The organism is Streptomyces sp. DH41 (assembly GCF_029813785.1).
Classification (GTDB): domain Bacteria; phylum Actinomycetota; class Actinomycetes; order Streptomycetales; family Streptomycetaceae; genus Streptomyces.
The window spans coordinates 20,766-44,222 of record NZ_JARVKY010000015.1 but is presented as its reverse complement, the minus strand read 5'-3'; the positions used below and the strand labels follow the sequence as shown (position 1 = coordinate 44,222).

24 protein-coding genes are annotated in these 23,457 nt (G+C 72.6%); 13 read left to right on the top strand and 11 right to left on the bottom strand.

Going from position 1 to position 23,457, the window contains the following annotated elements:
* The first annotated feature begins 99 nt into the window (after positions 1 to 99).
* Positions 100 to 690 carry a cysteine hydrolase family protein gene (locus QC283_RS23435; protein WP_279563610.1) on the top strand — a complete coding sequence of 197 codons (591 nt, stop codon included), beginning with the start codon at positions 100 to 102 and terminating at the stop codon, positions 688 to 690.
* A gap of 64 nt (positions 691 to 754) precedes the next feature.
* On the opposite strand, the gene QC283_RS23430 is transcribed toward QC283_RS23435, so the two are convergent.
* Complete coding sequence (locus tag QC283_RS23430; RefSeq protein WP_279563609.1) at positions 755 to 1,195, bottom strand: hypothetical protein; 441 nt, start codon at positions 1,193 to 1,195, stop codon at positions 755 to 757.
* A gap of 358 nt (positions 1,196 to 1,553) precedes the next feature.
* On the opposite strand from QC283_RS23430, the gene QC283_RS23420 reads away from it, so the two are divergent.
* Entirely contained in the window at positions 1,554 to 2,027 is a 474-nt protein-coding gene (locus tag QC283_RS23420) for a hypothetical protein (protein ID WP_279563608.1), read from the top strand.
* A 137-nt stretch (positions 2,028 to 2,164) separates the two neighbouring features.
* Entirely contained in the window at positions 2,165 to 3,805 is a 1,641-nt protein-coding gene (locus QC283_RS23415) for a hypothetical protein (RefSeq protein ID WP_279563607.1), read from the top strand.
* Here QC283_RS23415 and QC283_RS23410 read toward each other — a convergent pair.
* Positions 3,759 to 5,954, bottom strand: a complete 2,196-nt coding sequence (locus QC283_RS23410) for a bifunctional glycosyltransferase 87/phosphatase PAP2 family protein (RefSeq protein ID WP_279563606.1) — start codon at positions 5,952 to 5,954, stop codon at positions 3,759 to 3,761. The two genes, QC283_RS23415 and QC283_RS23410, sit on opposite strands and share 47 nt — an antisense overlap.
* Before the next feature lie 456 nt (positions 5,955 to 6,410).
* Here QC283_RS23410 and proP point away from each other — a divergent pair, with 456 nt between their 5' ends.
* Entirely contained in the window at positions 6,411 to 7,817 is a 1,407-nt protein-coding gene (proP, locus tag QC283_RS23405; RefSeq protein WP_443032674.1) for a glycine betaine/L-proline transporter ProP, read from the top strand.
* A gap of 181 nt (positions 7,818 to 7,998) precedes the next feature.
* The gene (locus tag QC283_RS23400) at positions 7,999 to 8,670 is read left to right on the top strand and encodes an O-methyltransferase (RefSeq protein WP_279563604.1); all 672 of its coding nucleotides are present in this window, start codon (positions 7,999 to 8,001) and stop codon (positions 8,668 to 8,670) included.
* Between the two features lie 37 nt (positions 8,671 to 8,707).
* On the opposite strand, the gene QC283_RS23395 is transcribed toward QC283_RS23400, so the two are convergent.
* Entirely contained in the window at positions 8,708 to 9,100 is a 393-nt protein-coding gene (locus tag QC283_RS23395; RefSeq protein ID WP_279563603.1) for a hypothetical protein, read from the bottom strand.
* A 105-nt stretch (positions 9,101 to 9,205) separates the two neighbouring features.
* On the opposite strand from QC283_RS23395, the gene QC283_RS23390 reads away from it, so the two are divergent.
* Positions 9,206 to 9,613, top strand: a complete 408-nt coding sequence (locus tag QC283_RS23390; protein WP_279563602.1) for a J-domain-containing protein — start codon at positions 9,206 to 9,208, stop codon at positions 9,611 to 9,613.
* Between the two features lie 10 nt (positions 9,614 to 9,623).
* Here QC283_RS23390 and QC283_RS23385 read toward each other — a convergent pair whose 3' ends face one another.
* A complete protein-coding gene (locus QC283_RS23385) occupies positions 9,624 to 10,163 on the bottom strand; it encodes a hypothetical protein (RefSeq protein WP_279563601.1) in 540 nt (179 codons plus the stop codon).
* Positions 10,164 to 10,168: 5 nt separating this feature from the next.
* Positions 10,169 to 10,873, bottom strand: coding sequence for a hypothetical protein (locus QC283_RS23380; RefSeq protein WP_279563600.1), 705 nt, complete (start codon positions 10,871 to 10,873; stop codon positions 10,169 to 10,171).
* Positions 10,874 to 11,038: 165 nt separating this feature from the next.
* On the opposite strand from QC283_RS23380, the gene QC283_RS23375 reads away from it, so the two are divergent.
* On the top strand, positions 11,039 to 11,539 hold the full coding sequence (locus QC283_RS23375) for a GNAT family N-acetyltransferase (RefSeq protein WP_279563599.1): 501 nt from the start codon (positions 11,039 to 11,041) through the stop codon (positions 11,537 to 11,539).
* Between the two features lie 25 nt (positions 11,540 to 11,564).
* On the opposite strand, the gene QC283_RS23370 is transcribed toward QC283_RS23375, so the two are convergent.
* Positions 11,565 to 13,649, bottom strand: a complete 2,085-nt coding sequence (locus tag QC283_RS23370; RefSeq protein WP_279563760.1) for an MDR family MFS transporter — start codon at positions 13,647 to 13,649, stop codon at positions 11,565 to 11,567.
* 246 nt (positions 13,650 to 13,895) lie between these two features.
* On the opposite strand from QC283_RS23370, the gene QC283_RS23365 reads away from it, so the two are divergent.
* Positions 13,896 to 15,155: a peptidoglycan-binding domain-containing protein gene (locus QC283_RS23365; RefSeq protein WP_279563598.1), complete on the top strand. Its 1,260-nt coding sequence runs from the start codon at positions 13,896 to 13,898 to the stop codon at positions 15,153 to 15,155.
* Positions 15,156 to 15,266: 111 nt separating this feature from the next.
* On the opposite strand, the gene QC283_RS23360 is transcribed toward QC283_RS23365, so the two are convergent.
* Together QC283_RS23360 and QC283_RS23355 are read right to left on the bottom strand one after the other, a co-directional pair.
* Positions 15,267 to 15,932, bottom strand: a complete 666-nt coding sequence (locus QC283_RS23360) for an HAD-IA family hydrolase (RefSeq protein WP_279563597.1) — start codon at positions 15,930 to 15,932, stop codon at positions 15,267 to 15,269.
* Positions 15,933 to 16,093: 161 nt separating this feature from the next.
* Entirely contained in the window at positions 16,094 to 16,675 is a 582-nt protein-coding gene (locus QC283_RS23355; RefSeq protein ID WP_279563596.1) for a TMEM165/GDT1 family protein, read from the bottom strand.
* Positions 16,676 to 17,145: 470 nt separating this feature from the next.
* On the opposite strand from QC283_RS23355, the gene QC283_RS23350 reads away from it, so the two are divergent.
* The 4 genes from QC283_RS23350 (at position 17,146) to QC283_RS23335 (ending at position 21,147) form a co-directional block, all read left to right on the top strand.
* Positions 17,146 to 17,790, top strand: coding sequence for an HNH endonuclease family protein (locus tag QC283_RS23350; RefSeq protein WP_279563595.1), 645 nt, complete (start codon positions 17,146 to 17,148; stop codon positions 17,788 to 17,790).
* A gap of 100 nt (positions 17,791 to 17,890) precedes the next feature.
* Complete coding sequence (locus QC283_RS23345; protein ID WP_279563594.1) at positions 17,891 to 19,528, top strand: alkaline phosphatase D family protein; 1,638 nt, start codon at positions 17,891 to 17,893, stop codon at positions 19,526 to 19,528.
* 228 nt (positions 19,529 to 19,756) lie between these two features.
* Positions 19,757 to 20,212, top strand: coding sequence for a DoxX family protein (locus QC283_RS23340; protein ID WP_279563593.1), 456 nt, complete (start codon positions 19,757 to 19,759; stop codon positions 20,210 to 20,212).
* 296 nt (positions 20,213 to 20,508) lie between these two features.
* Positions 20,509 to 21,147 (top strand): DedA family protein, encoded by a 639-nt coding sequence (locus QC283_RS23335; RefSeq protein ID WP_279563592.1) that lies wholly within the window; start codon positions 20,509 to 20,511, stop codon positions 21,145 to 21,147.
* 158 nt (positions 21,148 to 21,305) lie between these two features.
* Here the strand turns inward: QC283_RS23335 and QC283_RS23330 are convergent, their stop codons facing one another.
* Both QC283_RS23330 and QC283_RS23325 read right to left on the bottom strand, forming a co-directional pair.
* The gene (locus QC283_RS23330; RefSeq protein WP_279563591.1) at positions 21,306 to 21,539 is read right to left on the bottom strand and encodes a DUF2277 domain-containing protein; all 234 of its coding nucleotides are present in this window, start codon (positions 21,537 to 21,539) and stop codon (positions 21,306 to 21,308) included.
* A 4-nt stretch (positions 21,540 to 21,543) separates the two neighbouring features.
* A complete protein-coding gene (locus QC283_RS23325; RefSeq protein ID WP_279563590.1) occupies positions 21,544 to 22,077 on the bottom strand; it encodes a GNAT family N-acetyltransferase in 534 nt (177 codons plus the stop codon).
* A 231-nt stretch (positions 22,078 to 22,308) separates the two neighbouring features.
* Between QC283_RS23325 and QC283_RS23320 the strand changes: the two genes are divergently transcribed.
* Complete coding sequence (locus QC283_RS23320) at positions 22,309 to 22,665, top strand: hypothetical protein (protein ID WP_279563589.1); 357 nt, start codon at positions 22,309 to 22,311, stop codon at positions 22,663 to 22,665.
* A gap of 72 nt (positions 22,666 to 22,737) precedes the next feature.
* Here the strand turns inward: QC283_RS23320 and QC283_RS23315 are convergent, their stop codons facing one another.
* Positions 22,738 to 23,379 carry a DUF305 domain-containing protein gene (locus QC283_RS23315; protein WP_279563588.1) on the bottom strand — a complete coding sequence of 214 codons (642 nt, stop codon included), beginning with the start codon at positions 23,377 to 23,379 and terminating at the stop codon, positions 22,738 to 22,740.
* Positions 23,380 to 23,457 lie beyond the last annotated feature (78 nt).

Here is a 23,457-nt window from a genome sequence, read left to right as displayed (position 1 = left end):
AGGTTAGACGACATTGCCGACATCACGGCACGGCCGTAGCGTCGTAGGAGCAGGCCACCGGCCGCACCCCTTCCCCACCCGAAGACCAGGGAGTTCCCCATGCCCAGGACCACGCTGCGCCGCCTCAACGGACTCGACGACACCCCCGCCAAGCTCGCCGACTCCACCCTGGTGCTCGTCGACTACCAGAACACCTACACGACCGGCGTGATGGAACTGGACGGCTGGCAGGACGCCCTCGACGCCGGCGCCCGGCTGCTGGCCCGCGCCCGCCGGGAAGGCGCCAAGGTCATCCACGTCATGCACGACGGCGGCGAGGGCACCCCGTACGACATCCGCGCCGAGATCGGCCAGATCCACCCGAGCGTCGCCCCGGTCGACGGCGAACCCGTCGTCGTCAAGAAGGCGCCCGACTCGTTCTTCGGCACGGACCTGGGCGAGCACGTCGACGCGGCCGGCAACAGCGACCTGGTCGTCGTCGGCTTCATGACGCACATGTGCGTGACCTTCACCGCCCAGGGCGCCTTCCTGCGCGGCAACCGCCCCACGGTCGTCGCCGACGCCTGCGCCACCCGCGCCCTGCCCGTCACGGGCCTCGAACTGGACGCCCACCAGGTGCACCACAGCGCCCTCGCCACCATTACCGACATGTACGGCGTCGTAGTCCCCTCCCAGGACTCCCTCTCCTGAGACGACCCGACGCCCCACCCCTCATCCGTCGGTGACACCTACGGAGGGTGCGCGGCAAGGCGGCTCAGGCCACCTTGAGCGTCCAGTCACCGGCCGGTGAGGAATGAACCCACACGTAGCCGGGCCCGCCCAGGCGGACCGTCCCTCTCTCGGTACCCGTCACGTCTATGTCCAGCGGCTCACCGCTGTCGAACGCGTGGTGCACCAACCCCAGGCCCCTGGCGCGGCCCGCGCAGTCGTACCGCAGCTCCAGCGGCCCGCCTTCCCAGGCGAAGAGCAGGGCCGGCACGTCTTCACGCCACAGCCTGTCCAACTGCCAGCGGGCCATGCCGTTCTCCCCGCCCTTGCGCACTTCCAGGTGCGTGTACCGGCCGGGGAGGACGAACGGATGCCACGACCGCCCCCACGTGTGGAAGAGAGCGGCAGCCTCCGTCCGCTCCTGCGGAGTGTCGATCCACGGCGCCGCGAAATAGGTGGTGACCGGGCCCCGAGACCGCAACCGCAACAGTGCCGGTTCCCCCTGCGGACGGGGAACGGCGACGGTGCGCTTCCTCCAGCCACCCACCGGAAACGCTTGTGGAATCACATCCAGCCCCTCCCCTTGCGCACCACTGACCCCGAGACGATCCAACCACGTCGCAGATCATCTCCTCAGACTTTGGGTACGGCACCGGTCATCCAACCGCCAACCCGGAGCGCGTGAAGAGCTGTTGAGACCGTTACGATCATCTGCGCGCCGCCGTGCTCTCCCCAAGGACCCGGCGGAGCTGATCCGCCGGGTGATGGAGGAACGCTGTGGGAAGCAAGGCGATGCCGACGGGAATCCAGTGGCGCGAGCTGCCCCGTCACGCCACCACCGCCGGGTGATCGCGTCCGGCTCCGGAGACGAGCCCTACGCCGAGCACGACGGGGCGGTACTGCTCCTGCTGCTCCTGGCCGGCCTCGTGGCCGTGCTCGGGCTCACCCTTCGTGGGATCACGGGCCTGGTGCGCGCGAGGAGGACCGGCCCGGGCGGGCAGGTGTTCCTCGCACCGGCGGCCGTACTGGCGTGGGGCGCGACGGCCGGCATGTACACCTGGGGCCTCCTGCACCTGTTCTTCTTCGACGACCACGCCCAGGCCCAGGCGTGCCACCGGGTCCTGGGCAGCGGCGAAGTCAGCGGTTACGTACCGACGTTCCTCCCGCTGCACTTCGGGTGCCGGGCCGGGGACGGGCGGGTGGTCGAGGCCGTCATCCCGTCGTACCTCAACCCGGCGACCGCCCTGCTCGGGATCGCCGCGCTCACCCTGACCGGATTCGCCGTCACTCGCCGGACGCGGGAGGCCGTGCCCGAATGACCCGGTGAGCCGGTGAGCCGGTAGCCCCCTGTGCCCCTGGGACCCGGACCGGGGACAGGTAAACGTTTCTGTTCGAATTATCGTCTTCGCACGTGCCCCCGCCGTGCCCCCGATGACGCCGAACGGAAACCCCGACCGTGGTCCCTGCCGCACTGACGACCGTCCCCCGCCCCGAACGGCAGCGGGAGAGACGCCCCGGCGATGCCCTGCGCGCCTTCGGGCGCCGGCATCGCGTGGCCCTGCTCGCCACCCTGCCCACCATCCCGCTGTACGCGGTGTGGTGGGCGTTTCTCGCCACTGGCGGGGGCGACCTCGCCGCGCAGGAGGCGTGGGCCGACTTCACCTCGCGGCACGGCGGTTCGCCGTACGGGCTGTTCTGGTACGGCGGGACGCACACCGCCAACTACAGCGTGATCTCGCCGCACCTGATGGCCCTGCTCGGCGTGCGCACGGTCACCGTGGTGTCCGGGCTGGCCGGCGCCTGGCTGGCGGCCGTGCTGATCGAGCGCGCCGGTGTGCGCAGGCCCCTGTGGCCCGCCCTGCTCGCCTCCCTCGCTCTGTGGTGCAACGTCGCCTCGGGGCGTACGACCTTCGCGCTCGGTCTCGCCTTCGGGCTGGCCGCCTGCGTGGTGCTGGTCCGGGAACGGCGGACGGTCCTCGCCGCCGGGTACGCGGCACTGGCCACCATGGCCTCGCCGGTGGCCGGGCTGTACCTGGCCGTCGTGGGCGCCGGTCACCTGCTCGTACGGGACTGGGGGCGCGCCCTCGTCCTTCTCGTACCGCCCGCCGTCGTCGTCGGGCTGACCACGCTGCTGTTCCCCTTCAGCGGGGAGCAGCCGATGCCGGCGGCCCGAATATGGCCGCCGGTCGTGCTCGGCCTCGCCGTCACCGCGCTCGCCCCGCGTACCTGGCGGGTCGCCCGGTGGAGCGGGGTCGTCTACGCGACCGGCACCGTGCTCACGTACCTCGTCGCCTCGCCCGTCGGCACGAACGTCGAGCGGTTCGCCGAGTACTTCGCTCCCGTCGTGCTGCTCGCGGTCCTGCTCACCGCGCCCCCGCTGCGACGGGTCTCGCGCTTCCTGCTGGTCGTCGCCCTCGTCTTCTCCGTCGGGTGGATGGGGAAGAAGACCGCCGACGATCTGAAGGAGTACACCGTGGTGCCCGCCTGGTCCGTCGAGACGGACGGTGTCCTGCGGGCGCTGGACGGCCTCGGGGCCGACCGCACGCGGGTGGAGGTCGTACCCGCCCGCGACCACCGCGAGGCGTCCCGGCTCGCCCCGCACGTCAACATGGCCCGCGGCTGGAACCGGCAGCTCGACGTGGAACGCGCCCGTCTCTTCTACGACGGCACCTTCTCCGAGGACACCTACCGGGCCTGGCTGGACCACTGGGCGGTCGGCCTCGTCGTCCTTCCGCTGGGCAAGCCGGACGGGCCCGCCAAGGCCGAGGCGGCGCTCGTCCGGGACCCGGACCGGCGGCCCGAGTGGCTCGAGCCCGTCTGGCAGGACGAGCACTGGCAGGTGTACCGGGTGCGGGACGCCGTACCGCTCGTCTCCGAGCCCGGCGCCGTCGTGACGACCAGCAGCGCCGACCTGGTGCTCCGCGTGGACCGGCCCGGCCCGGTGACCGTGCGGGTCGCCTGGTCGCCCTGGCTGCGGACCGACGGCGGGTGCCTCGCCCAGGACGGCGAGTTCACCCGCCTGACCGTCGAGGCGGCGGGCGAGTACCGGATCAGCTCCCGGTACGGTCCTTCGCCGGGGTCGGAGGATCGCTGCTGAGGCCCTCGGCGGGCGGGTCGGTGCTCTCGGCCGTGGGCGAGGCGGGAGCGGGAATGGCGTTCGCGGTCGGGGCGGCCTCCTTGGGCGGGGCAGCCCCCTCGAGCGGACCGGTCCCCTCGGCCGGAGCAGTCCCCTTGGTCGCGGTCGCCGTGACCAACCGGGCCCTCGGGCCCTGGAACAGGTAGGTCAGCCCGAAGCCCGCGGCGACCACGGCCGCGCCGCCCACCGCGTCCAGGATCCAGTGGTTGCCGGTCGCCACGATCGCCGCGACGGTGAACAGGGGGTGGAGGAGGCCGAGGGCCTTCATCCACATCTTCGGGGCGATGATCGCGATCGCCACCCCGCACCACAGCGACCAGCCGAAGTGCAGCGACGGCATCGCCGCGTACTGGTTGGTGAGGTGGGTCAGCGTGCCGTAGTCCGGCTTCGAGAAGTCCTGCACGCCGTGCACCGTGTCGATGATCCCGAGGTTCGGCATCAGGCGCGGCGGCGCCAGCGGGTACAGCCAGAAGCCGACCAGGGCCAGCAGCGTGGCGAAGCCGAGGGACGCGCGGGCCCAGCGGTAGTCGACCGGGCGGCGCCAGTACAGGACGCCGAGGACGGCCAGCGGGACGACGAAGTGGAACGACGTGTAGTAGAAGTCGAAGAAGTCCCGCAGCCAGCCGATCTTCACGACGGCGTGGTTGACCGCGTGCTCGATGTCGATGTGCAGGAAGCGCTCGATGTCGAGGATCTGCCAGCCGTGCTCCTCGGCCCTCGCCCGGCCCGCCGAGTTGCTGCCGCCGGTCGCCGCGAGGCGGACCTGGGAGTAGGCGGCGTAGGTGACCCGGATGAGGAGGAGCTCCAGGAGGAGGTTGGGGCGGGTGAGGACCCGGCGCAGGAAGGGCAGCAGGGGGACGTGCTTGAAGCGGGTCGGGACCGGCGGCGCGTAGCTCGTCGGGACCGGTGCGTCGAAGTACGGCGACGTGCGGGACAGGAAGGGCACGGCGACGGCGGCGGCCAGCGCCGCGAGGAGTACGACGTTGTCGCGCAGGGGGTAGAGGGCCGCCATGTTCGGCAGCATCATCTTGGCGGGCAGCGTCATCACCAGGACGACGGCGACCGGCCACACGTACCGGTCGGAGGCCTTCTTGCCCACCCGGCCGACGAGCGCGGGCAGCACCCACAGCAGCTGGTGCTGCCAGGTCGCCGGCGACACCACCACGGCCGCGCATCCGGTGACGGCGACCGCGAGCAGCAGCTGGCCGTCGCGGGCGTAGCGCACGGCGCGGCGCAGGGCGAGGACGGCGACGGCCGCGCCGAGCAGGAGGAAGAGGACGATCTCCAGGGGGCCGGAGAGGCCGAGTCGCAGCAGGACGCCGTGCAGCGACTGGTTGGCGAGGTCGTCGGCCTCGCCGCCCAGGCCCACGCCGGCCATGTGGTGGACCCAGTACGTGTACGAGTCCTGCGCCATCGCCGCCCAGGCCACGGCGGTGCAGGCGACGAACGTGACCCCCGTCGACACGGCGGCCCGTCTGCGGTCGGTGAACCACAGCAGGGGGACGAAGAGGAGGACGGTCGGCTGGAACGCGGCGGCGAGGCCGATCAGCGCGCCGCCGATCCGGTCGCCGTGTTCACCGCGTACGGCGAAGCAGCCCAGCAGAACCAGGAGGACCGGGATGATGCTGGTCTGGCCGAGCCACAGCGCGTTGCGCACCGGCAGCGACAGCATCAGCAGGCTGACGGCGACGGGCGCCGCCAGCAGTGCCGTACGGCGGCCCACCGGCTTGGGCAGGGCGCGGGCGGCGACCAGGCCGAGGGCCACGACGAGCAGCAGCGATCCGAAGGTCCAGCCCCAGCCGAGGGCCTGTTCGGCGGCGCGGGTGAACGGTTTGAGGACCAGGCCGACGAAGGGGGTGCCGGTGAACTCCGTGGAGTCGTAGAGGGAGCCCTCGACGTGCAGGACCCCGTGCTCCCCGACCCAGGTGTCCAGGTCCGTCAGCCGCTCCCCGCTCGGGGTGCTGAGGACCGCGGCCAGCTGTCGTACGGCGAGGATGGCGGCGACCAGCCACAGGCCGAGGCGCGCGACGCGCAGCCGTGCCCTGGTCGCATCGACGGCCGGTGCCCCGAAAGGCTCCGCCGGTCGCCCACTGTGCTCCGCATTCGCCACGCCTCGTCGGCCTCCCGCCCCGTTCGTACCGCGCCCGTGTACGCGATGTGTTGTCCTTGCGAACCCTATGAGGCTCGCACCACCCCCGGAGGGAGACGCAGGCAACCCCCGTTCAACCTGACCGCCGCCCGCGATTCGTCGCGCTTTTTCCCGGCCGTCCGGCCGTTTGTCCGGAATGACGATAGTGCGGGAGCGGTACCGACGCCTCCCGGGGGAGCGAGAAGGATCACAGGTCACACGGCCGGGGAGCGCTCCGTGGGGCGCGGACGTCCCTGCGTGTGCGCCGTTTTGGTGCACTGTGCAACGAAAAGCATACCGGGCGTAAGCGGCGCATCAGCGCCTATGGTCGCTTTTCTGCCCGTGGCCGAGTGCCGCGGGCTTCTTCCGGCCCGGCGACAGTGCCGCCGTGCGGGTCGTGGCGTCCCTGTTCCCGTCGAAAGGTAGGCGAGCGAAGTCTTGTCGGCCGTCCCCGTCGCCACTCACCCGTCCAGCGCGAACCCGCACTCCTCCCCTCCCCCGGGATCCGCTCCCGGGTCCGCTCCGGGGTCCGCTCCCCCCACCGTGACCGATCCCGCTCTCGTCAGGCGTGCCGTGAAGGCGGCGGCGCTCGGCAACGCGATGGAGTGGTTCGACTTCGGCGTCTACAGCTACATCGCCGTGACGCTCGGCAAGGTCTTCTTCCCGTCGGGCAACCCGACGGCCCAGCTGCTCTCCACGTTCGGCGCCTTCGCCGCGGCCTTCCTGGTCCGGCCGCTCGGCGGCATGGTCTTCGGCCCGCTGGGCGACCGGGTCGGGCGGCAGAAGGTCCTCGCCTTCACGATGATCATGATGGCGGCGGGCACGTTCGCCATCGGGCTGATCCCCTCGTACGCGACGATCGGCGTCTGGGCGCCCGTTCTGCTGCTGGTCGCGCGGCTGGTGCAGGGGTTCTCCACCGGGGGTGAGTACGCGGGCGCCTCCACCTTCATCGCCGAGTACGCGCCGGACAAGCGGCGCGGGTTCCTCGGGAGCTGGCTGGAGTTCGGCACGCTCGCCGGGTACATCGGCGGTGCGGGACTGGTGACGCTGATGACGGCACTGCTCTCCGACGGCGACCTGACGTCCTGGGGCTGGCGCATCCCGTTCCTGATCGCCGGGCCGATGGGCATCATCGGGCTGTATCTGCGGATGCGGCTGGAGGAGACGCCGGCGTTCGCCGCCGAGCTGGAGAAGGCGGAGACGTCGCGGCCGAAGGTACCGCTGCGGGACATGATCACCGGGCAGTGGAGGGCGCTGCTGCTCTGCGTCGGCCTGGTGCTGGTCTTCAACGTCACCGACTACATGCTGCTGTCGTACATGCCGAGCTACCTGACGAGCGAGCTGGAGTACGACGAGACGCACGGGCTGCTCGTGGTGCTGGTCGTGATGGCGCTGATGATGGTCGTCCAGCCGTTCGCCGGCGCGCTGACCGACCGGATCGGGCGGCGGCCGGTGATCGCGGCGGGCTGCGCGGGGTTCCTGCTCCTCTCCGTACCGGCGCTGCTGCTGATCCGCGAGGGCAGCCTGCTCGCGGTGGGGCTGGGCATGGCCGCGCTGGGCCTGCTGCTGGTCTGCTTCACGGCGTCGATGCCGTCCGCGCTGCCGGCGCTGTTCCCGACGCGGGTGCGGTACGGCTCGCTGTCGATCGGCTTCAACGTGTCCGTGTCCCTGTTCGGCGGTACGACACCGCTGGTGGTGACGGCGCTGATCGGGGCGACGGGCGACCTGATGATGCCCGCGTACTACATGATGGCCGCCGCCGTGGTCGGTGGCGTGGCGGTGTGGTTCATGTCGGAGTCGGCGGGCCGCCCGCTGCCGGGGTCGGCTCCGTCGGTGGAGGGCTGAGCGCGGGTCCCCCGGGATCTGTCCGCGGCTCCGCCGGGGTCCGTCCGCGGGCCCCCCGGAGAGCCCCGGGCCGTGCCCCGCGGACACACCCCGGCGAACGCCTGACACGCCACCACCGTGCGGATATCTTCGTCAGCGCACCTATTCGGAAAAGCTGACGACGCGCATGGGAGGCCCCGTCATGAGCGAGTCGCAGCTCTGGGACGACGTCGACGCCTACTTCACCAGCCACCTCGCGCCCGACGACGACCCCCTGACGGCCGCCCTGCGGGACAGCGAGGCCGCCGGGCTGCCGCAGGTGAACGTCACCGCCAACCAGGGCAAGCTCCTCCAGCTCCTCGCCCAGGTCCAGGGCGCCCGCACCATCCTGGAGATCGGCACCCTCGGCGGCTACAGCACCATCTGGCTGGCCCGCGCCCTCCCCGCCGACGGCCGCCTGGTCACGCTGGAGTACAGCGCCCGGCACGCCGAGGTCGCCACCCGCAACATCGCCCGCGCCGGCCTCGACGCCCTCGTCGACGTACGCGTGGGTCCCGCCCTGGAGTCGCTGCCGAAGCTCGCCGACGAGAATCCGCCGCCCTTCGACCTGGTCTTCATCGACGCCGACAAGGGCAACAACCCGCACTACGTGGAGTGGGCCCTGAAGCTCACCGGCACCGGCAGCCTGATCGTCCTCGACAACGTGGTGCGCGGCGGCCGCGTGGCCGACGCCGAGGACGGCGCCGACGACGTACGCGGCACCCGCGCCGCCATCGAGCTGATCGGCAGCCACCCGCGGCTCAGCGGTACGGCCGTCCAGACGGTCGGCAGCAAGGGCTACGACGGGTTCGCGCTGGCCCGGGTGCTGGCCTGAGCACCCGCGCCCCTGGGCGGGCACCGGCGCGCGGGCCTCACGCCTCGTGGTAGAAGCCGACGTTGACGCTGCGCGGTTCCGCCCGGTCCTGGACCACGATCTCGCCGCTGCCGCCCGTCGGCAGCGGCACGGTGCCGCCGTAGGCCAGCGGCCGCGCGTGTCCGCCGACGGTGAGCCGGACCTCGCAGGAGGGTTCCGGCTGCGAGCCCCGCAGCCAGGTCAGCTGCCACGTGCCGTCGGGACCGCACCGGAACTCCAGGTGGACCCGGGAGACGAAGAGCCAGTCGTCCGGCGTCGTCAGCCGGCACACGGACCTGTCCCGGCCCACCTTCAGCACCGCCCCGGGCTCGCTGGGCGCGTCGGCCATCTGCATGCCGGCCGTGGCACCCGCGTCCGCCGCGGTGACGGCGGCCATGGTGAGTTCGAGCACGCGCGCTCCTCCTGGGACCCGAGAGGAACCTGGGGCGTCCCTCGTTGACGTACCGCCGCCGCATGATAGATCGGCCGGTGGGGCGGTGTCCGGCACACTGGGGACATGACCGAGCGAAAGCCACCTGGCGTCGATTTCGAGTCCTGGGTCGACAAGCAGATTCGTGACGCCGACGCGCGCGGCGAGTTCGCGCAGCTCCCCGGCGCGGGGAAACCCCTCCCGAGCGAAGTGGACAGCACCTACGACGAACTGTGGTGGGTCAAGCGGAAGATGGCCCGCGAGGGCTTCTCCGTGCTGCCGCCCACGCTGGCCCTGCGCAAGGAGGCGGAGGACGCCCTGGAGGCGGCGGCGAACGCGCCGTCGGAGCGGGTGGTCCGCCGCATCGTCGAGGAGATCAACGTCAAGATCCGCGACGTCATGTTCAAGCCGCCGCCCGGCCCCCCGCTGGGTCTGAAGCCCTACGACGTCGAAGAGGTCGTACGGCAGTGGCGGGAGCGCCGGGCGGAGCGGTGACGCCTGCGCGTCACAGGCGCATGAGACGGTCCGCCAGCTCGCGGTAGTCCCGCAGGGCCAGACGGAGTTGTTCGGTGTCGGTGCTCGTCGCGGCGTGCTCGGCCTCGCCCGTGTCGCGCCAGGACGTGCGCAGCGTGCGGCGGCGGTGCGTCACGGCGTCCGTGACGCGGGAGCCGATCTCCTCCAGGACGCGGTCGGCCTCCTCGACGGAGGCACGCGGCGCGTCGACGAAGCCGGCCACCGCGTGCTGGAGCCGCTGCCCGAGCTTGTCGCACTCCTCGTGCGGGAGGAGGGCGCCCCCGTGGCCCCCGTGCCCTCCGTGCCCTTGGGTGGCGGCCGGGGTGCCCGCGTTCTCGGTAGGGGCGACCGGCGAGGCCGGGTTCTCGCTCCGGGCCGGGGTGGGGTCCAGGCCTGGGGTGGGGTCCAGGCCTGGGGTGGTGTCGGCGCGGACGTCGGGGCTCTGCCTGCCCCGCTCGGCGTGGGTGCCGCCGGCGACGGGCATGCCGCCGTCGACGGGGGTGCCGCCGGGCTGCCGGGTCACATCGGACATGTGCCTCAACTCTCCTTCGGCTGGCGCTTGCTGAGCGACCAGGAGTGGTGGGTGCGGGCGGCGCGGGCGGGCGCGCGTCCGTCGCCGTCCGTACCGGCTCGGTGCTTGCCGCCGTCGTGCCTGCCGCCGTCATGGCGGCTTCCGTCGTGGTGGCCGGGGCGTACCAGGTCCTCGAACAGCGCGCGGGCCTCGACCAGGGACTCGCGCATCTCCTCCGTACCCGCGCCGCTGTCCTGCGCGCCGTCCACGCGCGCGTGCGTCACGCGGTGCACGCGCCGGTAGCCGTCGACATGGTGCGCGTGGTGCACGGACAGTGCCGCGAGCTGCTCCTCGTACTGTCCGCCGTCCGGGAAGCCCCGGGCGCCGGCCAGTTCCGCGAGCAGCCGGTCCGCCTCGCCGACCGCCTCGCGCGGGGAGTCGACGAAGCGCTCCTGGGTCGCGGTCCAGCGCGCCTCGAAGCGCTCGCGCTCGGCCGGCTCCAGCGGCCTCTCGTGCAGCGAACCGTGCCGCTCCACGCGGTCGGCGAGTTCGCGCTCGGCGGCCTTGGTGTCGCCGTCGTGCCGGGCCACGGCCCGGTCGTACTCGGGCCCGAAGCGCCGCTTCAGGCTTCCGCCGTGCTGGGGGCCCCGCGCGCGCAGGGCCAGTACGGCCGCGACAACGAGCACGGCCGCCACGATCACGATCAAAGCGATGATCACGCCTGTGGACATGAGTGCCTTCCGGGTTCTCGGCCCTACCGGCTCTCCGAACGGGCCGGTTCGCTGTTCGGGTTGCCCCGGAGTCCGCGCTCAAACGGCTCACGACGCGCGCCGACGGCGCATCGGTGGGAAAATACGCTTGCACAGCAGGCCGGTCCGGTCCCGACAATGCGGGTCATGATCTGGACCGTCGCCCCGGAACCGTACGACTCCCCCGTCGCCACCGCCCTCTGGCGCGCGTACTACACAGAGGTCAGCGACCGCTACTACCTGCTGCACGAGGGGCGGCCCACCGACCCCGGTGAGCTGGAGCGGGAGATCGCCGCCTACCGCGGCGCCGACCTCGTACCGCCCCGGGGGCGGTTGCTGGTCGCGCGGTACGGCGGCGAACCGGCCGGCACCTCGGGCGTACGGCTGCGGGACGACACCACCGCCGAGCTCACCCGGGTGTTCCTGTACGAGCGGATGCGCGGCCTGGGCGGCGCGGCACTGCTCGTGCGGGCCGCCGAGGACTCGGCACGGGCGCTCGGGGCCTCGCGGATGGTCCTCGACACGCGGGGCGACCTCGTCGAGGCCCGGGCCCTGTACGCGCGCCTCGGCTACACGGAGACCGAGGCGTACAAGGAGGGCCCGTACGCCGAGCACTGGTTCGCGAAGCAGCTCCCGCGCGCCGCCTGACGGAAGCGGCAGGCCGGGCGGAGGTTCAGCCGGCCCGTGCCGGGGTGCGTTCCTCGCGCGTGCGTCCCCCACGCGTGCGCCCCTCGTGCGGACGCTCCCGCTCCGAGCCGCACAGCTCGCCGGTGAGCTCCCTCACGAGACGCACCAGATCGGTCGGGCGGTCCGGACCCCACCAGTCGCCCAGCAGCTCGGCCAGGGATTCCTCGCGGGCCGTCGCCAGCCGCTCCGCCACCTGCCGGCCCCGGTCGGTGAGGACCAGGTCGGGGCCCTCGCGAACGGCGAGGTGCCGCTCCTCCACCTGGCGGGCGGCGGCCATGACGGCGGTCAGCGGGACGGGGCTGCGCTCGGCGAGCACGGCCGGCTCCACCCGGCCGTACTTCCTGACCCGCAGCAGCATCCAGCTCGACGCCGGCAGCAGGTCGTAGCCCGCCCGCGCGGTGATCCGCCGGTAGACCTCCCGGCGCCCCTCGCGGGTGCCGAGCACCGACAGCGCACGGCACGCCTCGTCGCGCGAGGACCGTTCCACCGGGTTGCTGGCCAGGGTCTGGGTGGCGTCCGGCGCCCTGACCGAGCCGCGCAGCCGGTCCTCCTTCAGGAACCAGGCCAGCAGGAAGCCGAGGAGGGCGACGGGGGCGGCGTACAGGAAGACGTCGGTGATGGCGGAGGCGTAGGCGCCCAGGGCCTCGGGGCGCAGCGCGGGCGGCAGGGCGCCGATACCGCGTGGGTCGGCCTTGAGCGTGTCCACGGAGACGCCGGGTGGGAGTTCGGCGCCCCGGAAGGCGTCCGCGAGCTTGTCGCCGAGGCGGCCCGCGAAGACCGTACCGAAGACTGCCACGCCGAAGGACGCGCCGATGGAGCGGAAGAAGGTCGCGCCGGAGGTGGCGACGCCCAGGTCCTCGTACGCCACCGCGTTCTGCACGATGAGGACGAGGACCTGCATCACCAGGCCGAGGCCCAGGCCGAAGACGAAGAAGTAGGCGCTCATCTCGGCGGTCGCGCTGTTCTCGTCGAGCTGGTGCAGCAGGAGCAGGCCGAGGGTGGTGACGGCGGTGCCCGCGACGGGGAACACCTTCCAGCGCCCGGTGCGGCTGACGATCTGCCCGGAGACCGTCGAGGACAGCAGCAGGCCGAACACCATCGGCAGCATGTGCACACCGGACATGGTCGGGCTGACGCCCCGCACGACCTGGAGGAACGTGGGCAGGTAGGTCATAGCGCCGAACATCGCGAAGCCGACGACGAAGCTGATGACGGCGGAGAGCGTGAAGGTGCGCACGCGGAAGAGCTTGAGCGGGAGAACGGGCTCGGCGGCCCTGCGTTCCACGGCCACGAAGAGGGCGGCCAGCACGACTCCCAGCACCGCCAGGCCGATGATCTGCGGCGACCCCCAGGCCCAGGTCGTGCCGCCGAGCGAGGCCACCAGCACCAGGCAGGTGGCGACGGAGGCGATGAGGAGGGTGCCGAGGTAGTCGATGACGTGCCGGGTGGTCCGGCGCGGGATGTGCAGCACCGCCGCGATCACGGCGAGCGCGACGATGCCGACGGGCAGGTTGATGTAGAAGACCCAGCGCCAGCTGAGGTGCTCGGTGAAGATGCCGCCGAGCAGCGGCCCGAGCACGCTGGTCGCGCCGAAGACGGCACCGAAGAGGCCCTGGTAGCGGCCGCGTTCACGGGGTGAGACCAGGTCGCCGACGATCGCCATGGACAGCACCATCAGCCCGCCGCCGCCCAGCCCCTGGAGGGCGCGGAAGGCGATCAGCTGGAACATGCTCTGCGCCACGCCGCACAGCACCGAGCCGACCAGGAAGATCCCGATCGCCGTCTGGAACAGCTTCTTGCGCCCGTACTGGTCGCCGAGCTTGCCCCACAGCGGGGTGGCGGCGGTCGCGGCCAGCATGTACGCGGTGACCACCCAGGACAGGTGCTCCAGGCCGCCCAGGTCGCTGACGATGGTGGGCAGCGCCGTCGACACGATGGTCTGGTCGAGGGCGGCGAGCAGCATCCCGAGCAGCAGGGCTCCGATCGAGACGAGAACGCCGCTGGAGACCTGCTCCTGACCCTGATCCTGCTCCTGTCCCTCCCCGCTCTTGGCGGACTTCGCCGGGTCCATCGGGCTCATAGGGTCCGTCCGGTCCGCCGCTCCGCGCGCATCTCCCGCCATGAAGACCTCCCACGGCCGTCTCACGGTCTCTCACGGGTGCCTTCGCGCACCTTCCATCCTGGTCGGTGTGACCCGATATCGCCGGTTCAGTCCTGCGGGAAGCCGGTATCCCGGGGGCGTGCGCGCGGGAGTGTGGAGAAGATCTGCATAAACTCTGGAGTTCGCGAGGGGAGTCGCGAGGGGAGGGACGAACGCGTGGAACAGCAGAAAGAGCCGCCGCAGCAGCCGCAGGAGCGGCCCCAGGGGCACTCGTGCCCGGAGTGCGGGACGCCCAGGAAGGCGGACAACACGCCTTCCTGCGCCTGCGGGGTGCGGGCGGCCGACGCCCTGCGCGACGCGCGTACGGCGCAGGCGGCAGCGGCGGAGGACTTCGACCCGCTGCGGATACGGCCGTACGTCGAGCTGGACGGCGCGGGAGAGGCCCCGACACCCCCGGCCGGGACGACGGCGCCCTCCGGTACACCGTCTGGGCCGGACACGCAGGTGTCCGGCGGACCCGTGTCCGAGGGACCGGCGTCCGCGGCATCCACGGCGGCCCCGTCCGCGCGCCCGTCCACGCCCGCCCCATCCGCCCCGGCGCCGGGGCCCGGGTCCGCGCCCGACCCGGACGCCACCATGACGCTGCGCGCCGTCGGCGCCGAGCCACCCGGGGCGGACACGGAGGCGACCTCCGTACTGCCCATGCCCCTGGCGCCCTCGACCGGCACACCCAGCGCGCACGACCTGCGCCTGTTCGAAACCTCGGCCACCACGCCCGCCGCCCCTTCCGCGCCCATGGGGCCCGATGCGGACGGCACGGACGGCACGGACGGTACCGGCGGGCGTCCGCGGCGCGGGCGGCGCCGTGGCGTGCTGCTCAGCGCCGCCGGGGCGGTCGTGGTCGTGGTGGGGGCGGCCGGATACGCGAGCGGCCTCTTCTCCTACGAGTCGCCCTCACGGGACGGAGCGCTGCCGGACGAGGTCCGGGCGAGCGTGCCGGTCCCGTCGACCAGCGCCGCCTCCGCGGCCCCCGAGCCGAGCGTCACGTCCACCCGGCCGACCGCCTCGCCGTCGCCGTCCCCGTCCGCCTCCGCGTCCGCCAGTTCCAGTCCGTCGCCCTCGCCGTCCCCGTCGGCATCGAGCGCCTCGCCCACGCCGTCCCCGTCGGCCGAGCCGACCCGGACCGCGACGAGCGCGCCGGCCGAGAATCCCACGCAGGAGTCCGACGACGAGGACCACGCCCCCGACGGCGGGGGCACGCTGCACCGCGGCGACCGGGGTTCCGAGGTCGCCGAGCTCCAGCAGCGCCTGACGCAGCTGTACCTCTACACGGGCGACATCAACGGCACCTACAGCCGGCAGGTCGAGGACGCGGTCCGCACCTTCCAGTGGGCCCGCGGCATCCGCTCCGACGAACTCGGCGTCTACGGGCAGGACACCCGGCGCCAGCTGGAGTCGGAGACGCGAGCGCCGTAGGCGGCGTGCCCGGCCCACGGTCGGCCGGCCGACGCGCGACGCGGACGACGCGCGACACGGACGACGCGGGCGGCGCGGGCGGCGCGGGCGGCGCGGGCGGCGCGGGCGGCGTCAGCCGATGTGCAGCCGCAGCGTCCCGTCCGCGCCGGCCTCCACACGTACCCGCGTCAGGTCCTCCACGACCACGTCGGGCGCGTGGAGACCGGCCCGCGGCCCCACCCCCACGACCCGCATCCCCGCGGCACGTGCCGCCGCGATGCCGGCGCCGGAGTCCTCGAAGGCGATGCAGTCCGCGGGGGCGACACCGAGTTCGGCGGCGCCCTTGAGGAAGCCCTCCGGGTCGGGCTTGCTCGCACCGACCGACTCCGCGGTGACCCGGACGTCCGGCTGCGCGAGCCCCGCGGCGGCCATCCGCGCGGTGGACAGCGGCACGTCGGCCGAGGTCACCAGCGCGTGCGGCAGACCCCGCAGCGAGGCGAGGAACTCCGGCGCCCCGGGGATCGCGACGACGCCCTCGGTGTCGGCGGTCTCGTCGGCGAGCATGCGCGCGTTGTCGGCGTGGTTCTGCTCCATGGGCCGGTCCGGCAGCAGCAGCGCCATCGAGGCGTACCCCTGCCGTCCGTGGACGACCTTCATGACCTCGTCACCGTCCAGGCCGTGCCGGTCGGCCCAGCCCCGCCAGACGCGCTCGACGGCGGCGTCCGAGTTGACGAGGGTGCCGTCCATGTCCAGCAACAGGGCACGGGCGGTGAGAACGGTGGTGGCGGTGGCCGTCATCGGCAGACTCCAAAGCGCGGGGAGGAAACAAGGTGACCCCGCCCGCCGGTCAGGGAGAACGAGCGGGAGCCACTTTGTTCATCCACGGTACAAAACAGAACGGGCATCGCGCCACCGCCCCGCCCGAACGTTCACGAACAGCCCGGCCCTCCGGCCGCCGCTCAGCCGGCGACCGCCTCCCACAGGCTCCACACCCCGAGCCCCAGCATGAGCAGCGCCGCGATCTTCGTGATCAGCGACAGCGGCACCCGCTTCATCAGGGCCTTCCCACCGACGATGCCGAGCCCGGCCACCGCCCACAGGGCGAGCACCGCGCCGAGGCCGACGGAGAGCGGGTCGTCGTAGCGGGCCGCGAGGTTCGCGGTCATGATCTGCGTGAGATCGCCGAACTCGGCGACCAGGATGAGCATGAATCCAGCCCCGGAGACCTTCCAGAAGGACTGGTTCTCGGGCTTGCGGATCTCCTCGTCCTCGTCGTCCTTCCTCATCAGCAGCACGGCGGCGCCGCCCAGGAACAGCACGCCGGTGATCGCGTGCACGATCTGCTGCGGCAGCAGGGTCAGCACGCTGCCGGCCGCGACCGCGAGCACTACGTGCAGCAGGAAGGCGGCGGCCACACCGGCGAAGACGTACGAGGCCCGGTAGCGGGTGCCGAGGACGAGACCGGCGAGCGCGGTCTTGTCCGGCAGTTCGGCCAGGAAGACGACGCCGAAGACGACTGCCGTCACGGTCAGGCTGATCAAGGGATCCTCTATCGGTCGGGGCCGCCCCACCGAGAGTGCTGGTCCTGCGCTGCGGACACCTCGGCACGGCAGCACACGGTCGCCCCCGCCGTACGGCACGGGCGTGCACTGCTTGCCGAAGGTCTCGCTGGCCGGCCCCGCGCGCGAGGCCTGCCTCCGGGCGCCGGCTCAGACGAGCTGAGCAGTATGTCGACGGTCCGGCGAAGAGCTACTCCCCTTCTGCACCGTCCATAGTACGCGAGCCCCGCCGGCGGGGCCGAGGAGCGAAAGCCCTGGGACGCCGAGGGGCGCAAGTCCGGGACGCCCAGGGGCGAAAGTCCCGGGACGTTCCGTCACGAGTCCCGTCGCACCCATAGACGTGCCATGCACACGTCACTAACTTCTTACCGACCGCACACCTGTGCGCCATGCGGCGTCGCGAGCATTCCCCTGCCCGCGCCCCAACACCCCCACACTCCCAGGGAGTTCGCATGCCGAAGTTCTACGCGCGTCGACGGCTCGGCTTCGTCGCCGCGTTCACCGGGCTCATAGCCTCCGCCGGGCTCCTCAACGGCCCGGCCGCCTCCGCCGCCCTCCCCACCCCGGTCAGCGCCGCCACCGCCCGCGGCTACCTCGCCTCCCTCACCGTGAAGACCGAGAGCCGCACCGGCTACGACCGCGACCTCTTCCCGCACTGGATCACGCAGTCCGGCTCCTGCAACACCCGCGAGACCGTCCTCAAGCGCGACGGCTCGGGCGTCGACACCGACTCCTCCTGCGCCGCCACCAGCGGCAGCTGGTACTCCCCCTACGACGGCGCCACCTGGTCCGCCGCCGCCGACGTCGACATCGACCACCTCGTCCCGCTCGCCGAGGCCTGGGACTCCGGCGCCGGATCCTGGAGCACCTCCCGGCGCCAGTCCTTCGCCAACGACCTGACCCGGCCCCAGCTCCTCGCGGTCACCGACAACGTCAACCAGTCCAAGGGCGACCAGGACCCGGCCACCTGGATGCCCTCGCGCAGCGCCTACCACTGCACGTACGTCCGTGCCTGGGTCCAGGTGAAGTACTACTACGACCTCTCGGTCGACTCCGCCGAGAAGTCCGCGCTGCAGAGCCGGCTCGCGAACTGCTGACACCCCGGGCCGCGGTCCGGTCACCGTGTGTTCGGCGCGGAGCCTCCCCGCCGGCCTCCGTCGTTCCGTACCGTACGGGGCGACGGAGGAGGCGAACACCATGGCCGGACTGCGCCTTGGACCACTGCTGAGATACACCGACGGCTCGTGCGCGACCGTCTGGGTCGAGACGAACCGGCCCTGCACCGCCGAGGTGCGCTGCGCCGACGGCGCCCGGGGCACGACCCGCACCTTCCAGATCGCGGGCCACCACTACGCCCTGGTCCCGGTGAGCGGCCTGACACCCGGCACGGCGACGGAGTACGAGGTGCTCCTCGACGGCGCCCGCGTGTGGCCGCCGCCCGACTCCCGCTTCCCGCCCTCGGTCATCACCACGTCACCGGCGGCGCACGAGAAGACGCGCATCGCCTTCGGCTCCTGCCGCTGGGCCGCGCCGCCGGCCGGCGGGAAGGACCGGGTGGGCCCGGACGCGCTGGACACCCTCTCCGCCCGCATCGCCGCGGACCCCGAGGGCGAGCGCCCCGACCTGCTGCTTCTGCTCGGCGACCAGGTGTATGCCGACGAGGTCTCCGACGCCACACGCCACTGGATCGCCGGCCGCCGCGACCTCGCCGAACCCCCGGGCGACCAGGTCGCGGACTATGAGGAGTACACCCGCCTCTACTACGAGTCCTGGCTCGACCCCGAGGTGCGCTGGCTGCTGTCCACCGTGCCCAGCTGCATGATCTTCGACGACCACGACGTCATCGACGACTGGAACACCTCCGCGGCCTGGCTGGCCGACATGCGGGCCACGGACTGGTGGCGCGAGCGGCTGTTGAGCGGACTGATGTCCTACTGGGTGTACCAGCAGCTGGGCAACCTGTCCCCGGACGAGCTGGCCACCGACCCCCTCTACGCGGCCGTCCGCGAGATCCCCGACGGCACCGACGTGCTCCGTACGTTCGCCGCGCGGGCCGACGCCGACCCGGCCTCCGTCCGCTGGAGCTACCGGCGCGACTTCGGCCGCGTACGGCTGGTGATGGTGGACTCGCGCGCGGCCCGCGTACTCAGGGAGGACAGCCGCACGATGCTCGACCCGGGCGAGGCCGCCTGGCTGCGCGAACAGATCCTCGACGAGCGGGACTCCTACGACCACCTGCTGATCGGCACCTCCCTGCCCTGGCTGCTGCCCCACCTGGTGCACGACGTGGAGGCGTGGAACGCCGCGATGTGCGCCGGTGAACGGGGCGCACGCTGGGCACGGCGCGGAGAGAAGATCAGGCGCGGGGCCGACCTGGAGCACTGGTCGGCCTTCCCCTCCTCCTTCGACGCCCTCGCGGACCTGATCGCCGAGGCCGGTACCGGGCCCGGGGCGCCCGCGACGGTGAACGTACTGTCGGGCGACGTCCACCACGCCTACGTGGCCGAACCGTCCTGGCCCGGCCGCACGCCCGACGCCCGGGTGGCACAGCTGACCTGCTCCCCCGTCCACAACTCCGTACCGCTCTCGATCCGCCTCGGCTTCCGCTTCGGCTGGAGCGCCCCGGCACGCGCCCTCGGGCGGCGCATCGCCCGGCACGGACGCTGCGCGCCACCGGCGGTCGGCTGGCGCAAGACCGGCGGCCCCTGGTTCGGCAACCAGCTCATGACGCTGACCCTGCGGGGGCGCTCGGCCCGGCTGCGGCTGGAACAGGCACGGACGGAACGCGACGGGACGACCGCCCTGCGGACGGTCACGGACAGGGAACTGGCATAGGCCGGAGGCGCGGCCGGGTATGAATCCAGTCACACCGGCGGCCTTCGCCGCGCCAGTGGGAGCGCTCCCACCTGCGACGGCGACCGGAGCGGAAGGGTGACCATGCGCCAAGTCATGGCCAAATGTTGAACTTGCAAGTACTCGTAAGGCGCACCTAACGTGGGCAGCCCACTCGGTTCCGTCCCCACCGGCCCCACCTGGCCGGTCCGACCGAAGGAGCACCCCCACATGTCCGAACGCCTCAACAGCGCCCAGCCCTACGCCCTTGGCCTGTTCCGCATAGTCGTCGGCCTGCTCTTCGCCTGCCACGGCGCGGCCTCCCTCTTCGGCGTCCTCGGCGGCGCCTCGGGCACCGGCGGCACGATCGAGTCGGGCACCTGGCCCGGCTGGTACGCGGCCGTGATCCAGTTGGTCGGCGGCAGCCTCGTCATGCTCGGCCTCGGCACCCGGGCCGCCGCGATCGTCTCCTCGGGTTCCATGGCCTACGCGTACTTCAAGGTGCACCAGCCGGGCGCCCTGTGGCCGATGGAGAACGGCGGCGAAGCCTCCGCCATGTTCTGCTGGGCCTTCCTGCTGCTGGCCTTCACCGGCTCCGGCGCCTTCGGCCTGGACCGGCTCTTCGCCCGGCGCACGTCCGGGCAGGAGCAGGCCCCCTCGGAGCGGCAGACGCCGGTCGCCGCCTGACCGACCCTGAGCGGCGTCCCCTCCCGACCGGTCCGGAACGGACCGTGGACCGGGGCACCGCCGTCGCTCCCGGCGGTGTCCAGCGCCGGGAGTGACGGCGCGCGAACCCTGAGGCAGGACCCCGTCGGCACGTGAACAATCCCTCTGGGGTGAACGCTCCGTGCCGATCACACAAGCCCCCTGTGAACCGCCTGTCACACCCCGGGCGTACGCTGGATGGCTGTCAGAGGCCGCTCCTGCCGCCCCCGCGTCTCGCGGCATGGACCGGCTCACGGGGGGAGTAACGGGGAGTTGTGGTGCTCGACAGTCTCGGGAGTATCGGTTCGCTGGTCAGCAGCCCATGGATCTATGTGCTGGTGGCCGTCTCGGTGCTCCTCGACATCTTCCTGCCGGTGCTGCCGAGCGGCGTCCTGGTGATCACGGCCGCCACGGCGGCGGCCGCGGGTACGGGCGCGGCAGCCGCCGGGCGGGTTCCGCAGGACGTCCCCGACATCCTGGTCCTGACGCTGTGCGCGGCGACCGCGTCCGTCCTCGGTGACCTCGCGGTCTACCGCCTCGCCTGGCGCGGCGGGCCGCGACTGGACCGCGCGATCGCCCGTTCCCGCAGGCTGACCACGGCGCAGGAACGTCTCGGCGGAGCCCTCGCCCGTGGCGGCGGCGCCCTCGTCGTGCTGGCCCGTTTCGCCCCGGCCGGCCGCTCGGTCGTCTCTCTCATCGCCGGTTCCGCCCACCGCCGGGTCCGCGAGTTCCTCCCCTGGTCGGCCCTCGCCGGACTGGCCTGGGCCGTCTACAGCGTCGCCCTCGGCTACTTCGGCGGGCAGTGGCTGGGCGCGACCTGGCTGGGGGCGGCGGTGTCGCTGGTGGCGCTCTTCGGCGCGGGCGCGGGGGCGGCATACCTGATGCGCCGCCAGCCCAGGGCGACGGAGGCTTCGTAGCGGGTACGAAGCCTCCGGGTTTCATGACGGACGGGCTTCATGACGGACGGGCTTCATGACGGACGGGCTTCGTAGCGGGCGGGCCTCGCCAAGTCGGCTAACGCCCGCCAAGGCCGGTCAGGGCCGGTGACGGGGACGGGGACGTGCGCGGCACGGTGTCACGAGGCACGCCGGGTGCCGGCGCCTCCCCGTACCTCCAGGCCGGCCAGCAGGTCGGCCGTGGCCCCGGCGACGGCCTCCACGGCCCGATCGAAGACCTCCCGGTTGTGCGCGGCCGGCGCGCGGAACCCGGAGATCTTGCGCACGTACTGCAGGGCCGCGGCCCTGATCTCGTCCTCGGTGGCCTCCTCGGCCAGCACGGGCGGACGCAGTGTCTTGATGCTGCGGCACATGGCGTCAGTCTCCTCTCTCCAGGTCCACCCGCCAGTCGTTCGATCTGATCCAGTGGCCCTTCGGATACTCGAAGTCGGCCTGTCCGAGCAGGGTGAACCCCGCCCCGCGGCAGACCGCGTTGGAGGCGGCGTGGTCGACTTTCGGGAACGCGTGCAGATACCGGTGCGTCCCGTCGGCCCGGGCCGCGTCCCGCACCGCACGGGCCGCCCGGACGGCCAGTCCCCGCCGCTGGAACTCGGGCAGCACCGCCCACCCGGTCTCCCAGACCTCCACGCCCTGCCAGGTCCGCGGCCAGTATCCGATCGAACCGACGGTCTCGCCGCCGTCCGCCGATGTGACCCGGTACATCCGCCCCGGTCCCAGATCCGCGTACCGCCGGTGCCGAGCCGCGAGCTGCTCCTCGGTCTCCGGTCCGCCCAGGTGCACGGTCATCTCGGGACTGTTGGTCCTGCGCAGCAGCCACAGGTCCCCCTCCGCCCAGGGGACCAGGCGCACCCGCTCCCCGCCCTTCCCGGCCCGCCCATCCATGCCATCCATGTCCTTCACGGTAGGGCAGGGGTCTGACAGTCGGCCCCGGCGGCGGACCCGGGCCCGTCGGCCCCGGCGGCAGACCTGGGACAGTCGGCCGGCGGCGGACTCGGGCCGCGGGCAGCGGAGTCGGGCCCCGGGACGGCGCCCGACTCCGCTGCTCCCCTACGGCGCCACCCTTTCGCGTGAACCACCGAAGGGAACGCGCGCCTCAAAATCGAACAGGCGTATCATTGAAACGTGGCTACGACCTATGATTTCCCCAGTGACCTCCTCGCCGGTCAGGAGGAACTGCATCAGGTCCGGGCCGAGCTGACGGCCCTGCTGAAGAGACTTCCATGGTCCGTCGAGCCGCTCGACGGATTCAGCGACGACAACGGCTGGCGCAAGGTCGAGCGCCCGGCCTCGCCCGGCTGGTCCGCGGACGAACAGGCCGAGGTGGAGAAGCTCCGTCAGCGTGAGCGCGAGCTCGCCGTGTTCGTCAGTACCCATCGCTACTGGTCGGAGATCACCGGCCCCGACCAGGTGGACGCCCGCTCGGAGCTGAAACGCGCCCACGAGGCCTCTGCCCGGGAGACCCCGCCCGGGGACGCCTGAGCAGCGTCACCCCGGCGGGGTCCGTGCGTACCGCGAGGACGTTCCGTCCCCGTCAGGTCAGCCCCTGCCGGGTCAGTCCCTGCCGAGGAGCTTGTTCATCTCGGTGATCTCGGCGTTCTGCGCGGTGGCGATGTCGTCGGCCAGAGCCTTGGCGGGGGCGTAGCGTCCCTTGGCCGTCTCGGTCGCGGCCATCTCGACGGCGCCCTCGTGGTGCTCGACCATCATGGTCAGGAACATCGTGTCGAAGACCTTGCCGGACGCCTTCTCCAGCTCCGCCATGTCCTGGCCGTCCATCATCCCGGGCATGCCGGAGTGTGCCGAGTGGCCGTCCATGCCGGGCATCGGCTCCGTGGCCTGCGGCACCTCCTCGCCCCAGGCCTTCAGCCAGCCGGTCATGGTCGAGATCTCCGGATCCTGCGCCTTCTCGATGCGTGCCGCGAGGTCCTCGACCTCGGCCGACGCGGAACGGCCGGCGGCCAGTCGCGCCATCTCCAGCGCCTGCCGGTGGTGCGGGATCATGCCCTGCGCGAAGGCCACGTCCTGGGCGTTGTGCGCCTCCTGGGCCGCGTCGGCGCTCGCGGAGGCCGAGCCGTGGGGACCCTCGTGAGCGGTCCCGCCGTCGCCGTCGCCCCCGCAGGCGGCGAGGACGAAGGCGGCGGCGACGGTCGCGGGCACCAGGGCGGTATGGCGCGTCAGGGTACGGATGCTGTTCATGCGTGAACTCCTGCTGTGAGGGGGATCGACATGCCTGTGCACCGCGCCGCGCTCGGCGGCGCGGGTGCGAGGGGGGCG